The 14,312-nt window shown below is 47.8% G+C and carries 11 protein-coding genes and 1 pseudogene; all 12 read right to left on the reverse strand.

Features of this window, described 5'->3' with window-relative positions:
• Window positions 1-8: 8 nt before the first annotated feature.
• The 12 genes and pseudogenes from H8R94_RS05010 to xylB all read right to left on the reverse strand — a co-directional run bounded on the left by H8R94_RS05010 (window position 9) and on the right by xylB (window position 14,309).
• Window positions 9-1,202 carry a pyridoxal phosphate-dependent aminotransferase gene (locus H8R94_RS05010; RefSeq protein ID WP_186854063.1) on the reverse strand — a complete coding sequence of 398 codons (1,194 nt, stop codon included), beginning with the start codon at window positions 1,200-1,202 and terminating at the stop codon, window positions 9-11.
• An 80-nt stretch (window positions 1,203-1,282) separates the two neighbouring features.
• Window positions 1,283-3,904, reverse strand: coding sequence for a heavy metal translocating P-type ATPase (locus tag H8R94_RS05015; protein WP_186854064.1), 2,622 nt, complete (start codon window positions 3,902-3,904; stop codon window positions 1,283-1,285).
• Window positions 3,905-3,915: 11 nt separating this feature from the next.
• A complete protein-coding gene (locus H8R94_RS05020) occupies window positions 3,916-4,236 on the reverse strand; it encodes a metal-sensing transcriptional repressor (RefSeq protein ID WP_118280241.1) in 321 nt (106 codons plus the stop codon).
• Between the two features lie 181 nt (window positions 4,237-4,417).
• Window positions 4,418-5,437 (reverse strand): sugar kinase, encoded by a 1,020-nt coding sequence (locus H8R94_RS05025; RefSeq protein ID WP_178009825.1) that lies wholly within the window; start codon window positions 5,435-5,437, stop codon window positions 4,418-4,420.
• 12 nt (window positions 5,438-5,449) lie between these two features.
• Window positions 5,450-7,102, reverse strand: coding sequence for a diguanylate cyclase domain-containing protein (locus H8R94_RS05030; RefSeq protein WP_186854065.1), 1,653 nt, complete (start codon window positions 7,100-7,102; stop codon window positions 5,450-5,452).
• 41 nt (window positions 7,103-7,143) lie between these two features.
• Window positions 7,144-8,496, reverse strand: a complete 1,353-nt coding sequence (locus H8R94_RS05035) for an MATE family efflux transporter (RefSeq protein ID WP_186854066.1) — start codon at window positions 8,494-8,496, stop codon at window positions 7,144-7,146.
• Window positions 8,483-9,673, reverse strand: a complete 1,191-nt coding sequence (locus H8R94_RS05040; RefSeq protein ID WP_186854067.1) for an ATP-binding protein — start codon at window positions 9,671-9,673, stop codon at window positions 8,483-8,485. Before H8R94_RS05040 ends, H8R94_RS05035 begins: the two co-directional genes overlap by 14 nt.
• Before the next feature lie 140 nt (window positions 9,674-9,813).
• Entirely contained in the window at window positions 9,814-10,305 is a 492-nt protein-coding gene (locus H8R94_RS05045; RefSeq protein ID WP_118280246.1) for a DUF2798 domain-containing protein, read from the reverse strand.
• Between the two features lie 211 nt (window positions 10,306-10,516).
• Complete coding sequence (gene larE / locus H8R94_RS05050) at window positions 10,517-11,356, reverse strand: ATP-dependent sacrificial sulfur transferase LarE (RefSeq protein ID WP_186854068.1); 840 nt, start codon at window positions 11,354-11,356, stop codon at window positions 10,517-10,519.
• Between the two features lie 8 nt (window positions 11,357-11,364).
• The gene (locus tag H8R94_RS05055) at window positions 11,365-12,000 is read right to left on the reverse strand and encodes an HAD family hydrolase (RefSeq protein WP_186854069.1); all 636 of its coding nucleotides are present in this window, start codon (window positions 11,998-12,000) and stop codon (window positions 11,365-11,367) included.
• A gap of 85 nt (window positions 12,001-12,085) precedes the next feature.
• Window positions 12,086-12,733: pseudogene (locus tag H8R94_RS05060) on the reverse strand (GDSL-type esterase/lipase family protein); the annotation flags it as partial.
• Window positions 12,734-12,842: 109 nt separating this feature from the next.
• The gene (gene xylB / locus H8R94_RS05065; protein ID WP_186854070.1) at window positions 12,843-14,309 is read right to left on the reverse strand and encodes a xylulokinase; all 1,467 of its coding nucleotides are present in this window, start codon (window positions 14,307-14,309) and stop codon (window positions 12,843-12,845) included.
• Window positions 14,310-14,312: the final 3 nt, after the last annotated feature.

Below are 14,312 nucleotides of genomic sequence, written 5' to 3' on the forward strand. Positions count from 1 at the left end.
AATTCCTTCTAACGATCCGGATATTGCTCCTCTACAAATCTGCGCAATACCGGAATGCTCCTCTTGACCTTTTCCGTATCAATGCAGTAAGCCATACGGAAATACCCCGGCACACCAAAATTATCAGACGGCACCAGGATCAGATCGTATTCCTTTGCCTTCTGGCAAAAGACATTAGCATCTTCCTCAAGTGCCTTTGGGAAAATATAAAAGGTACCTCCCGGACGCACCACCGTAAAGCCCAGGTCTACCAAGGTATCATACAAAAGATTCATATTGGTCTCATAAACGGAAAGATCACTTGTCTCATCCAACACGCGTGCCACAGCCAGTTGCACCGAAGATGACGGACAGTTGTGTCCGGTTCCACGGCTGATCTGCGCCATGATCGGCACTAAAAGATCTGCATCCACCGCCTTTGGATTGACTGCCACATAACCAATACGCTCGCCCGGAATACTCAGACTCTTGGAAAAAGAATAGCAGGAGAGCGTGTTGTCATAATAGCGGCTCGGATACGGCACGCTTTTTCCATCAAAGGCAATCTCACGGTATGGTTCATCGCTGATCAAAAAGATCTCATGTCCGAATGCCTTTTCCTTTTGACGCAAAAGATCTGCCAAATGCTCTATGGTCTCCTCCGAATAGACGATACCGGACGGATTGTTTGGTGTATTGATGAGCACCGCCATCACGTCCCCTGTCAGCATTTCCTCAAAAGCCTCAAAATTGATCTGGAAATCCTTGGTATGTGCCGGCACAACCTCTAACTTTGCCCCGGTTCCTTCAACATAAGGTGTATATTCCGGGAAAAATGGTGCAAAGGTCAGCACCGTGTCGCCCGGTTTGGTAACCGCACGCAGGGCATGCGCCAATGCGCCTGCTGCACCACTCGTCATAAAGATATGTTCCATGCCGTACTGCATGCCAAAGCGCCGGTTCAGGCTCTCTGCGACCGCTTTGCGCACCGAAGGAATGGTGGTAGATGGGCTGTAACCGTGCAATTCCATGGGATTCATGGTCTCATGCATGTCAATGATCGCCTTGGTATAATCCTCGGCACAAGGCACGCTGGGATTGCCCAGACTGTAGTCAAAAACATTGTCATACCCGATCTTCTCTCCCCTTTTTGTCGCGTATTCACTCAATTCACGGATGATGGATTTGCCGCCCAACATCGCCTTGTAAGTTTCGTTTATCATCTCTTACATCTTTCCTTTCTATATTTTCCGGTAAAAATTTATGAAAAAACCGCAGTCCGATCAAAGACTGCGGCATTTTTTTATTTTATTCCTTCAAATTCATATCCGGCATCTTTTACTGCGGCAGCAAGCACATCCTCGGCTACCGGTGCGCTCATCTTGACCACGACCTCGCATGCCTCATGATCTGCCTTTGCCTCGGTCACACCGTCGATCTTCTCCAGTGCTTCCTTTACGTGTGCCTCGCAATGTGCACACATCATTCCCTTAACTTTTAATGTTTCCTCCATGTCAGAATTCTCCTTATCTATCTTTTCTTTTTGATCCGCCTTTGTCTTGTTTTCTATTATAACAGTATCTTGCGCTTCTGTAACGTGCGATTTTGCTTTTTGTCCTTTGACTTTTTTATCCCGCTTGGTACTGTAAATATCGACAAAATTCAAACGCAGGGCGTTGGTCACGACGCAGAAACTGGAAAGGCTCATTGCCGCCGCACCAAACATCGGGTTTAACTCCCATCCGGTAAACGGATACCAGAGTCCGGCTGCCAACGGAATACCAATGGCATTGTAGAAAAATGCCCAAAAGAGGTTTTCGTGGATATTCCGAAGCGTTCTACGGCTCAAGCGGATGGCGGCTGCCACATCCGTAAGACGGCTGTTGACCAGCACCACATCAGCGGCATCTATGGCAATATCCGTACCTGCGCCAATGGCAACACCAACATCCGCTCGCGTCAGAGCAGGGGCATCATTGATACCATCGCCTACCATCATGACGTGACCATCTTGAGAGAAGCGGCGGACCACTTCTTCTTTGCCATCCGGCAGAACCCCCGCGATGACCTCGTCTACTCCTGCACGCGCTCCGATCGCCTGGGCTGTCTCTACCCTGTCGCCCGTCAGCATGACGACATGCACGCCCATATTTTTCAGTTCTGCGATCGCCTGCGGACTGTCCTCTTTCATCTCATCTGCCACACAGATCATACCGTAAAATTGATCCTGGCTGGAGAAAAAGAGCGGTGTCTTTCCCTGCTTTGCCAAAAGTTCGATCTCATGGCTCTTTGCAAAAGCAGAAAAAGAGTCCTTGGCAAGCGGTGCGATAAATTCTTCCTTGCCACCATAAATGCGTTTGCCACGCCACAGCCCCGACAGACCATTGCCTGCCATGCTCTCAAATCCCTCTACCGGATCCGAGACAATGTTTTGTGCCTCTCCGTAGGCGATCACTGCTTTGGCAAGCGGATGTTCGCTCTTGCTTTCCAAGGATGCCGCCAGTGCCAGTAATTCCTCTGCCGAAATGCCTTCCTGCGGTACGATATCAGTCACCTTTGGTTGACCCTTAGTGATCGTACCTGTCTTATCTAAGACAACTGTTGTCGTCTTACCTGCCTGTTCCAGAGAAGTTGCATTCTTAAAGAGGATGCCCTTCTTGGCACCGACACCGTTGCCGACCATGATCGCTACCGGCGTTGCCAGTCCAAGCGCACACGGGCAGGAGATCACCAGTACGGCAATGGCACGGGAAAGTGCAAAACCAAAGGTCTGTCCGACAGCAAGCCAGATCAAAAATGCCACCAGAGCGATACCTAAGACTGCCGGGACAAAAATACCGGATATCTTGTCTGCCACCTTGGCGATCGGTGCCTTGGTTGCCGATGCATCACTGACCATGTGAATGATCTTGGCAAGTGTGGTATCCGAGCCGACACGCGTAGCCTTTGCGGTAATAAAACCGGAAGCATTGATGGTCGCAGCCGTCACTTCATCGCCCACCTCTTTGTCTACCGGGATACTCTCACCGGAGATCGCGGATTCATCAATGGCGCTTTGTCCCGAAAGGATCACGCCATCCACCGGAATGCTCTCGCCCGGACGTACCACAAAGACATCATCCACCTTGACCTGATCGATCGGCACCTTTTTCTCTGCACCATCCACAAGGATCGTTGCCTGTTTTGGTGCCAGTTCCATCAGCCCACGCAGAGCATCGGTCGTCCTTCCCTTGGAATATGCCTCCAACATCTTTCCGACCGTGATCAAGGTCAGGATCATGGCTGCAGATTCAAAATAGAAAGAATCCAGATACTTCATAACGCCGTCCATATCGCCTGCCATCTGTGCCCCGGTCATAGCGAAAAGGGCGTAGACACTATAGCCAAAAGATGCGCCCGCTCCCATGGCTACCAGGGTATCCATATTGGGAGACTTGTGCCATGCGCTGGTAAAGCCGCTGATGAAGAACTTTTGATTGATGACCATGACCGCCACCGTCAAAAGCAACTGATACAAGCCCATTGCCACATGATTGCCTGCCATAAAGGATGGCAAAGGCCAGCCCCACATCATATGTCCCATAGAAACATACATGAGCGGCAATAAAAAGCAAAGGGATGCGATCAGGCGGTTGCGCAAAGTACGAAAGGCTTTCTTTTGTGTGCTCGCCAACTGGTCGGCTTCACTTGCTCCACTCTTAGCCTGGGCCTGTCCTCCCTGTCCATCTTCTTTTAAGGATGCACCATAACCGGCTTCTGTGACTGCTGCGATAATGGCTCCGCTATCCGCATGTCCTTCCACATTCATGGAATTGGTCAACAGGTTGACCGCTACATCCGTCACGCCGTCCACATTTCGCACGACCTTTTCTACGCGCGCCGAACATGCCGCGCAGGACATTCCCGTTACGTCATATTTTTGCATGTCTGTCCTCCTTATTTCATCAATTTCTGTAAGGTAACGACCAGTTCGTCCACCTTTTCATTCTTGCCTTCCCGGATATCATTTGCCACACAGGTCTTGATATGGTTGGCAAGCAAAACTTTATTAAAACTATTGAGAGCAGATGTGATCGCGCTGACCTGGGTCAAAATATCCACGCAATAGGCATCGTTTTCCACCATGCCTTTGACCCCTCGCACCTGACCTTCAATACGGCTCAAACGGTTCATCATATCTTTATATTCTTTCTCATCGCGCACTTTTTTATTACAAGAACTGCAGTGCGGACAGGTATTTTCCATCTTTTCTTCCATCTCTTTCTCCTTTCTTCGGATTGTAGCAGACCGTAGGGACACTCCATGTGGCAAAAGGAACGTCCCTACGGTCTGGATTATATACCCCCATGGGGTATATGTCAAGAGGACACTATTTATTTTTTGCGAAAGAAAAAGGCTTCCGCACCCATGTACGAAAGCCTTGTCTGTTCAAATATTCTTATCTGTTCATTTCCGAAACAGGACCTTTTGCGTTGTGGTCTGCAATGACATATTCCACCTCATGCAGATCAGATGACGGCAGATCTCCCGGAATGGTATTTTTGATAGCACTGCAGGCATTACCAAAAGCAAGTGCCTTCCTGCAATCCATATCGGAAGAAAGCAGGCCATATAGCATACCGCCACAATAAGCATCCCCACTGCCGATGCGGTCAACTACATCGATCTTCTCATAAGGCTGCTCGGTATAGAAGGTATCACTCTTTGCCTCGTAGATCACAGAGCCAAAACTGTGCTGCTTTGGACTGTGTACCACACGCTGGGTGGATGCCACGATCTGGATCGGATACTCAGCGGTAAAGGAGCGCATGATGTCTTCTAGGGATCCTTCCTTTAAAAAGGTCAGGCGCGCCGTATCCTCAGAGCAGAAAAAGATATCCACATATGGCAGGATCTGCTCAATACATGCCTTTGCCTCGGCTCCTGTCCATAAGTTGAGTCGGAAGTTGACATCAAAGGAGATCAGGGCCCCTGCCTCCTTGAAACGCTTGATCATTTCGATGGCACAAGTCCTTGCTTCCGGACAAAGTGCTAAGGTGATGCCGGATACATGGAAACACCGGGTAGACTTATACATATCCTCCGGGAACTCGTCGATCGAGATCCTGGTGATGGAACTGTGCTTTCGGTCATAGACCACCTGCGGTTTTCTAGGGAAGGTAGCACTCTCATAAAAATAAGCACCAAGTCTTGCATCCTCCGTGTGATCCCATACCAGATAGTCATCGCTGACATTCATGGAACGCACCTTACTTCTTGCCAGTTCCCCGATCGCATTTGCCGGCAGTTTAGAAATAATACCGGTATGCAGTCCCAAGAGGGAAACCCCGGATGCGACATTTAATTCCGCGCCGCCCACGTGACTTTCAAATTCTGTGCTTCTTACGATTCTTTTATTTTCCTTTGGTGAAAGGCGAAGCAAGACCTCTCCCAATGTCAACAGATCAAATTTTTCCATTTCCTTTTCCTCCTATCGCTTCTGCTTTGGATGCTGCTCATAAAACTTTTGTTTTTCCTGATACATGGCATTTTCAGCCTCTGTCATCATGGCATCAAAATCCTCTATCTCCTCACACCAGCACCAGCCGATAGATGCTGATGCCAGTTGACCCGAGCACATCTTGCTGCGCAATTCTTCCGCCTGCTTGCGAAAATCCTTTTCACTGCGTCCGAATACACAGACTACAAACTCATCCCCGCCCATACGACAGCACATGTCGATCGGGAAACACTGGCGGATCTGATCTGCCGCCTCCATGATCATCTGATCGCCCCTTGCATGTCCGTAGTGGTCATTCATATATTTGAGCCCATTCAGGTCACAGTAGAGGACCCCGGCCTCTTTTTCTCCTTCCATCATATGTTTGCCGCAGAACTGCGTCATATAATAGCGGTTATAAAGTCCCGTCAAAGTATCACGATCTGCCATATAATTGGCAACCTCCACATTGTGACGCAACTGCTCCAGAGTATTCTGCAAGGTCGTTGCCAGCACGCCGACCTCATCCTGACCGCCCGCCTCGATCTTGGCATTCCAATCGCCGCCTGCCACCTGTTTGGCAGCCTCTGTCAGACCACGCAAAGGCTTTGTGATGCGGTGCACCATATGTATGCCCGCGATCGACGCGATCAAAAGCACGACAAAGAGGATCACCAGACACTGCATGGCAAGGCTATTGCGCGAAACATCAATCTCCGATGCCGGTGCACATAAGACCAGATACATGTTATTGGTCAGTTTTTTGTAAACCAGGCGCTTGGATGCTCCCTTCCAGGTATAGGAATAGATCTTTCCCTCTATGCGCTCTGTATCTAAGATGTCGTGAACCTGCGTCAGATTATCGTCAAACTGATCGACCGTGATCCCGTTTTCATAGTCCTTGTGATAGACCAGATCTCCGTCATCGGAAACCAAAAAGGCATACCCGGTATCATAAGCCGAAAGATTTTTGACCGAATCCTGTAATTTTTCCATGCTGATATCCATACCGATCACACCGATCAGCGTATCATCCCGGTAAATAGGGATAACATAGGATGTCATATAGACACGGGTATTCTGGTTGTAGTACGGCTCCATCCAGATCGCCTGTCCCTGCTCGATCGGCTCATAGTACCAGCCCACATGCTCACGGTCGGTCGGATCGTATGCCTGGATATCGGTCGGTGCCCGTTCCGTAAACTTTCCGATGGCATTCTTTACCAGAAATACACCCTGCGTTGTCCGGAAAATATCCGGATTCAGTCGCATATAAATAGAAACTGCGGCAGAGGTGTTGCGTGCCGTATTATCCAGTTCGTCATGCACATGCTGCATATAATCTTCCATGTATTCCGTATCGTTCCACATAGATCTATCCTGTGAAAGCCTTCTGGAAACATAAGAATAATCCATGTCGACCGAACTGGCGATCTCTTTTAACATCAGATTGATCTCGCTCGCCTTCTGTTCGCAGAGCAGATTCATGATCTGTGAAGAATCCTCATTGATGACCCGCTGCGCACTGGCGATCCCGGCACCGCCGATCATGCCGGATGCCAAGATGATGCTGACCAGTAAAAGTGTCAGAAACCGCTTTTGCAGTGTGTGTTTATACCCATTCTTTTGTGCTTTATTTTTCATTGTAAACCGTTCCCAATTATCTCTTATCTGCCTGTCTTCCCCTAGAAATTCTTATACCGCATCCGCTTAAAACAGATCACATAAGTAATGATATGTGCGCTGAGCGTGATCGCCCATGTGATCGGATACGCCATATATAAAATCCCCTCTGTATGGCGTATCTGAAAGATCGTTGCGATCCAGACCAGACGCAGTCCGCAAGCCCCAACAATGGACATGATCATAGGCAAAATGGATTTGCCGATGCCTCGTAAACATCCCACCATGGTATCCATCATACCACACAAAAAATAAGTGGTACAGATATAAGACATACGCACCAGTCCCGCCTCTACGACCGGCTGACTATCGGTATAAATATGTAAAAGTTGTCTGCCGAAAAGATAAGCACTCTCCCCAGTGATAAACCCTACGGCAACCACGATACCAAGACAGAGGAACATGACCTTTTTGATACGTCCCTTGTCGCCCGCGCCAAAGTTCTGACTGGTAAAGGTAACTGCCGTCTGCGATACCGCATTCATTGCCATATAGACAAACCCCTCGATGTTGCTGGCTGCGGAATTGCCCGCAATGACCGTACTGCCAAAGGAATTGATGGCAGACTGGATCACAACATTTGAAAGGGAAAATACCGTTCCCTGGATTCCCGCCGGAAGTCCGATCCGGATGATTCGTCCCAAAACATCCGTCTTGATCCCCAGATATTTGAAAGAAAAATGCATGACATCGCTCTGCTTATGCAGATAGTAAAGCACCAGTGCCGCAGAAATATATTCGGAAACGACCGTCGCGATTGCAACGCCTGCAACGTCCATGGAAAATTCAATAACAAGCACCAGATTTAATACCACATTCACAATGCCGGATGCCATCAAAAAATACAGTGGCGTCCTGGTATTGCCGATCGCACGCAGGATGGCAGCGCCAAAGTTGTAGGTAAGCAGCGCCGGCATACCTAAGAAATAAATCTGCAGATAGGTCGTTGCCAGACCGATAACATCATCCGGCGATCCCATCCAGACCAGGAGTTGATGGGATGTCAGCATACCAAAGATACTTAAAAATACGCCACACACAAGACTAAGTGTAATACTCGTATGAATGGTATCCCGCACCTTTTCCCTGTGGTCACAGCCAAAGTAAAAGGCGACCGTCACATTGGCACCGACAGACAGCCCCATAAAAAGATTGACTAAAAGATTGATCAAAGAGGAGGTCGAACCTACGGCTGCCAGTGACTCATTCCCAGCAAAACGCCCGACAACAATAATATCCGCTGCATTAAATAGGAGCTGCAGCACACCCGATAAGATCACAGGGATCGTAAAGGCGATCATCTTGCCAAGAAGCGGTCCATGGATCATATCAACTTCTTTTTTATTCGCTTTCATTATCTTCCCTCTTTACAACTGGCGCATCATCATAAGTTTCCAGAAAATGATGCTTTACACCGTCTTTTTTGTAGGCGATGACCGTGCTCAAGTTTACATTTTCCACACTCTTAAAGATATTACCCTCCACATAAGGATTGGTCTTTTTCATCTCGCGGATCAGATTTTTGACTTCCAGACGCTTGGAATTGTTCTGTCCGTTATCCTGACAGGAAGAACATGTCTCTGTAAATTTGCAGGCACATTGCAGGAAATACAGATGGTTGTAGTCACGCCATTTCTTGATGTCATCCTCACGCACCAGATAAAGCGGACGTATCAACTGCATACCCTCAAAATTCGTGCTGTGCAGTTTTGGCATCATGGTCTGCATCTGTGCCCCGTAAAGCATTCCCATAAGGATAGTCTCGATCACATCATCATAATGATGTCCCAGAGCGATCTTGTTGCAGCCCAGTTCCTGTGCCTTGTGGTAGAGATGCCCTCTGCGCATACGCGCGCACAGATAACATGGCGATTTCTCGATCTCAAAGACCGCATCAAAAATATCTGACTCAAAGACCGTGATCGGAATGCCCAGTTTCTTGGCATTATTCTCGATAATAGCACGGTTTTCCTTGCTATATCCCGGATCCATGACCAGAAATACCAGATCAAAGTTTACCTTGTGATGGCGCTGCAATTCCTGAAACAACTTTGCCATGAGCATGGAATCCTTACCGCCGGAAATACAGACAGCGATCTTATCGCCCTCCTGCACCAGTTCATACTCACGGACTGCCTTGGTAAACTTGCTCCAGATGGTCTTTTTAAACTTTTTACGCAGACTCTGCTCGATGTCAAAGGTCGTGATCTCCGGCTGGCTTGTCTCATCCTCCGTCTGCATCCGCTGCATGAGCCAGCCAAGATAACCTCCTTTTAGGCTATAGACCTCCTGCCATCCCGCCTCGCGCAGATGTCCTGCTACCTCTAAACTGTGTTCTCCCTTTTTACAATACAAGACCAGCGTCTTGTCCTTCCACTGATCAGCCTCTGCTAAAAGGGCTTCCTCCAAGAGATTGATACTGCCCGGTATATTGCCATAGGCAAAGGACAGTTCGTCCCTGGTATCAACCAAAGTATAAGTATCTTTTTCCATAGACAGGACTTCCTGCCATGTCTTTTCCAATGCTTCCATAATCTATCCCTTAATGTATTTTAAAGTCAAAAAATCGGCTATATACAACCATTTGTATCATAACCGATTTTTTTCATGGATAAAAGTATAATTCCTACGATTTTTGTATTATTTTTACATCAATTTTTTAGAAATTCTTTCTAATTCCCTTCTACCATAACTTCTTCTACTTTTTCCTCAACCTGCTTGCGCTCGAAGATCAGACGGAAGATCAGACGCACCAATGGTCCGCAGTAGAACATCTGCCAGCAGATCGCCATTGGGAAGTTCATTGCCCATGTCTTGATCCAGGTACCAAAACTTGGCTCCTTGAACAGGAAGGTTGCGATCAGACTCATGGTCGGACACATGATACAGCAGATGCAGATGGAGATCGCATAGGTGATGAACTGTGGGCGATCCTGTGGTGTCATCACAGAAAATGCCAGACCTCTGGCAATCTTTCCGACAACAAAAAACTCTAAAATAAAAGCGATCGGTACCATGATCGGCAGTTCATGTAAAGCAGCAACAAAGGTTGTCCCGCTGACATCTCCGGTATTGAGGGCTACGTTGTAAACAACCATACCGTAGACCATGATCGTCGCCATAATGGCGGTAAATACTACATCTTGAAACTTATTCTTTGGCATAATAATTCTCCTTTTTCTCTTTTCTAATAAGTGCATAATAGTGCATAAAAAAATGGGAACATGAAACTTTCGTCTCGTGTTCCCACTGCAACTACCATTAATTGCGCTTAGTGTAGCATAAATTTTTTGTCTTCGTAATACCCAAAATATTTTTCTCTCTTTTATACATGTATCACAAATTACATTTTTTATTTTTATGCATATTGTACAATTATATCTGCTTCTCTTTTTCTGTAATGCCTACATTCATGCTGCCCATATGGTAGCCGCCCAGATCCAGTGTCACGTAGGCAAATCCGATCTCCTTGAAATAGGAATAGATTTTTTCACGCTTGGCATCTTCTACCAGAAGTGCGATCTCCTGTGGCAGAACCTCGATACGTGCCATGGTCTCCTGCCCCTCTCCGTGGATACGCACGCGCACCTGATGAAAGCCCATGTCAAGAAGTAACTGCTCCGCCTTATCTACCATACCAAGACGCTCCTCACTAATGGTCTCCCCATAGACAAAGCGGGAAGATAAGCAGGCAAATGACTGCTTGTCCCAGGTCGGCAGACCCATCTGCTTGGATAAGGCACGGATATCCTCTTTATCCAGTTCTGCTGCCCGAAGTGGGCTCTTGATCCCCAGTTCTGCCACGGCAAGCAATCCCGGACGATAGTCTCCGTTATCGTCCATATTGGAGCCTTCCACAACGGCTGCCAGATGGTTTTCCCCGGCAATAGCAAGGATCTTTTCAAACAATTCATGCTTGCAAAGATAACAGCGGTTCTTTGGGTTGTGGCGGAAGCCGTCAATGTCTAATTCCTCAGATGCTGTGATCACATGACGAATGCCTCTCTCCTTACAAAATGCCTGCGCTTCTTTTAACTCTCTCTCCGGGAAAGAGCAGGAGGATGTAGTCACTGCCATGACATTTTCTTTTCCTAAAGTATCGATGGCTGCGGCAAGTAAAAAGGTCGAATCCACACCGCTGGAAAATGCCACAGCAACGCTTCCCAAGTCCCGCAGATAGTCCTGTAATTTTTTATATTTGTCCTGTAATTCCATATTGGCTCCTATCCCATCTTTTTCATAACTTCCGGCAGATCCATCAATGCGTCGATCTTTTCTACCGGATGATCGATCTGTCCAAATCCATAGGCTGCATGGATAAAAGGCAGTCCCGCCTGCATGGTCGCATCATAGTCTCCCTGGATGTCTCCCACATAAACCGCAGTATCCAGATGATTTTTTTCATATAATAAACGGATATTTTCTCCCTTTGGCTTGCCATTATCGCCAAAGCACAAGATATCCTCAAAGAGGTCATGAAAAGAAAAGTAATCCAAAAATGCCTCGATATAACCGGATTGACAGTTGCTTACAATATAAAGATGATAGCCTGCTTTCTGCAAAGTTTCCATAGTCTGACGCAAGCCCGGATAAAGTTTTCCACCGTGTTCACGCAGATAATCATTTTCCACGGCACAACAGGTCGCAAGCAGGTCTTCCCGCTCTTTTCCCTGGGTAAAAGGAAAGAGCATCTCAGCGATCTTATCCATGGTCCGTCCCATGGTGCGGTACATATCCTCTTTTGTCACAACGGCATCCGCATAGCCGCACTGGTGCAAAGCCAGTGTCCAGGACGCTGCCACCTGTTCGGCAGAATCCCAGAGTGTTCCATCCATATCAAATATAATTCCCTGTTTCATTTGTTTGCCTCTTTTACTGCTTTTCTATACACTCATAAATATAATCTGCAATGGCTTTATTGCCCTCGGCATTGGGGTGGATCCCATCCGGCAGCCATTCGCTGTGGTCTTTGGTCAACTGATAAAGATCAATATAGCCGACACCCATCTGCTCTGCCGTGTCCGCGATGATCTCATACATCTGCCCACCGATGACCGCATCCTGTATGCCATACTTGATACTGCCGTCTTTTTGCGTAGAAAATGCCTGCGGTGGTTGCATGAGATAGATCTTTGCCTGCGGTGCCGCGGTCTGATATGCCTCCACAAAATCCTTGATCTCTTTGGCATAAGCATCCTCATCCCACTGGTAATCCTTGGCATCATTGGTACCCAGCATGAGCAGATAAATGTCTGCTTTAGCATCCAGACTTTTCTGATATAGTTTCTCACTGCGGTAAGGGACATCCCCCTCATCCATAAGGGTCCGTCCACTGAGTCCATAATTTAAGACCTGATATTTTTCGCCTAAATTTTCCTGCAAATATGCCGGATAAGACTGACTGCGCCGATGCCCTAAAACGCCTGCCCCATAGGTGATACTGTCACCGACACAGGCAATGTGTATTTTTCCTTCTTTTACATGGGGTGCCGGTGGATATTGTACGACGTGTACGCCCAGACGGAACATTCCGTAAAGGACTACAAGGACACCAAGAGCCAGCCCCACCACTTTTCCTATTTTTTTCATCATTTTCCCATTATATCAGACAAAGCAAAAAACGCAACAACAGAGCCATTTCTGGCTCTGTCGCTGCTACTTATCAATTATCAACTTAAAGGAGAGTGATTGTTATACAAAATCAGACTTGAGGAAAAATCTCCTTTAATGCAGGGTAAATCTGGCGGAAGGTCGCATAACGTTTCTCGTATGCCTCCACCAATGCCGGCTCCGGTGAGATCGTATCTGCTACGCGCACGATCGCATCTGCCGCTTCTTCTACGGATCCGTAAGCACCGCAACCGACGGCTGCCAGCATGGCACCGCCCAGTGCCGGACCTTCTTCAACCTCCAAGAGGTCTACCTGTAAATTCAAAACATTTGCCATGATCTTGCACCAGAGTGGGCTCTTGGCACCGCCACCACAGATTTTGGTGCGCTTGATGTCAATCCCCTGACTCCGTGCCACCTCCAAAGAATCACGCATGGCAAATGCCACACCTTCAAAAACTGCCTGGATCATATCGGCTCTACCTGTATCCATGGTCATGCCCATAAAGCATGCTCTGGCAAGCGGGTCATTGTGCGGTGACCGCTCTCCCATCAAATATGGCAGGAAATAGACATGATTTTGTCCCAGAGTCTTAATATCCTTTTGGGCTGCGACATAATCTTTTTCCTGTAAGATCTCATCCATCCACCATTTATTGCAGGATGCAGCGGAAAGCATACAGCCCATCAAATGATACTTGCCATTGGCATGAGCAAAGGAATGCAGGGCATTCTTCTCATCCACGCCAAACTGATCGCTGGAAATAAAGATCGTACCGGAAGTACCAAGTGAGATATTGCAAGCCCCATCGCCTACCGTGCCGGTACCGACAGCCGCCGCCGCATTATCTCCTGCTCCCGCAATGACCTTGACCTCCGAAGATAAGCCAAGTTCTTCTGCCACCTTAGGAAACAGGGTGCCTACGACCTCATAACTCTCATAAAGTCTTGGCAACTGCTCCTGAGAAATACCGCAGATCGCAAGCATCTCCTCTGACCACTTGCGGTTTTTGACATCTAAAAGCAGCATACCGGAAGCATCCGAATAATCGGTACAAAAACTACCGCTCAGGCGGTATGCCAGGTAATCTTTTGGCAGCATGATCTTGGCGATGCGAGCAAAGTTCTCCGGTTCCTCCTCCTTCATCCAGAGGATCTTTGGAGCCGTAAATCCCGCAAAAGCAATATTTGCCGTGTAGGCAGATAATTTGTCCTTGCCGATGACTTCATTCAGATATGCCACCTGCTTTGTCGTCCTGCCGTCATTCCAAAGGATCGCCGGACGGATCACCTGATCCTTGTCATCCAGTGCCACCAGACCATGCATCTGTCCGCCAAAACTGATTCCTGCCACCTGTGACTTGTCACAACCGGCTAATAATTCTTTCAGACCGGCGATGGACTGGCTGTACCAGTCCTGCGGATCCTGCTCTGACCATCCCGGATGCGGAAAGGAAAGTCCGTATTCTTTGGATGCCATCTTTAATATCTTTCCTGTCTCGTCCATCAGCAGCAACTTGACTGCTGATGTTCCGAGATCTATGCCAATAAATAACATCTT

The sequence above is a fragment of the Roseburia lenta genome (genome assembly GCF_014287435.1).
In the GTDB taxonomy this organism is placed as follows: domain Bacteria; phylum Bacillota; class Clostridia; order Lachnospirales; family Lachnospiraceae; genus Pararoseburia; species Pararoseburia lenta.

Excerpts from the sequence above, each read along its gene's own strand:
- H8R94_RS05010 (WP_186854063.1), bottom strand. The coding sequence starts at position 1,202 with ATGATAAACGAAACTTACAAGGCGATGTTGGGCGGCAAATCCATCATC.
- H8R94_RS05015 (WP_186854064.1), bottom strand. The coding sequence starts at position 3,904 with ATGCAAAAATATGACGTAACGGGAATGTCCTGCGCGGCATGTTCGGCG.
- H8R94_RS05020 (WP_118280241.1), bottom strand. The coding sequence starts at position 4,236 with ATGGAAGAAAAGATGGAAAATACCTGTCCGCACTGCAGTTCTTGTAAT.
- H8R94_RS05025 (WP_178009825.1), bottom strand. The coding sequence starts at position 5,437 with ATGGAAAAATTTGATCTGTTGACATTGGGAGAGGTCTTGCTTCGCCTT.
- H8R94_RS05030 (WP_186854065.1), bottom strand. The coding sequence starts at position 7,102 with ATGAAAAATAAAGCACAAAAGAATGGGTATAAACACACACTGCAAAAG.
- H8R94_RS05035 (WP_186854066.1), bottom strand. The coding sequence starts at position 8,496 with ATGAAAGCGAATAAAAAAGAAGTTGATATGATCCATGGACCGCTTCTT.
- H8R94_RS05040 (WP_186854067.1), bottom strand. The coding sequence starts at position 9,673 with ATGGAAGCATTGGAAAAGACATGGCAGGAAGTCCTGTCTATGGAAAAA.
- H8R94_RS05045 (WP_118280246.1), bottom strand. The coding sequence starts at position 10,305 with ATGCCAAAGAATAAGTTTCAAGATGTAGTATTTACCGCCATTATGGCG.
- larE (WP_186854068.1), bottom strand. The coding sequence starts at position 11,356 with ATGGAATTACAGGACAAATATAAAAAATTACAGGACTATCTGCGGGAC.
- H8R94_RS05055 (WP_186854069.1), bottom strand. The coding sequence starts at position 12,000 with ATGAAACAGGGAATTATATTTGATATGGATGGAACACTCTGGGATTCT.
- xylB (WP_186854070.1), bottom strand. The coding sequence starts at position 14,309 with ATGTTATTTATTGGCATAGATCTCGGAACATCAGCAGTCAAGTTGCTG.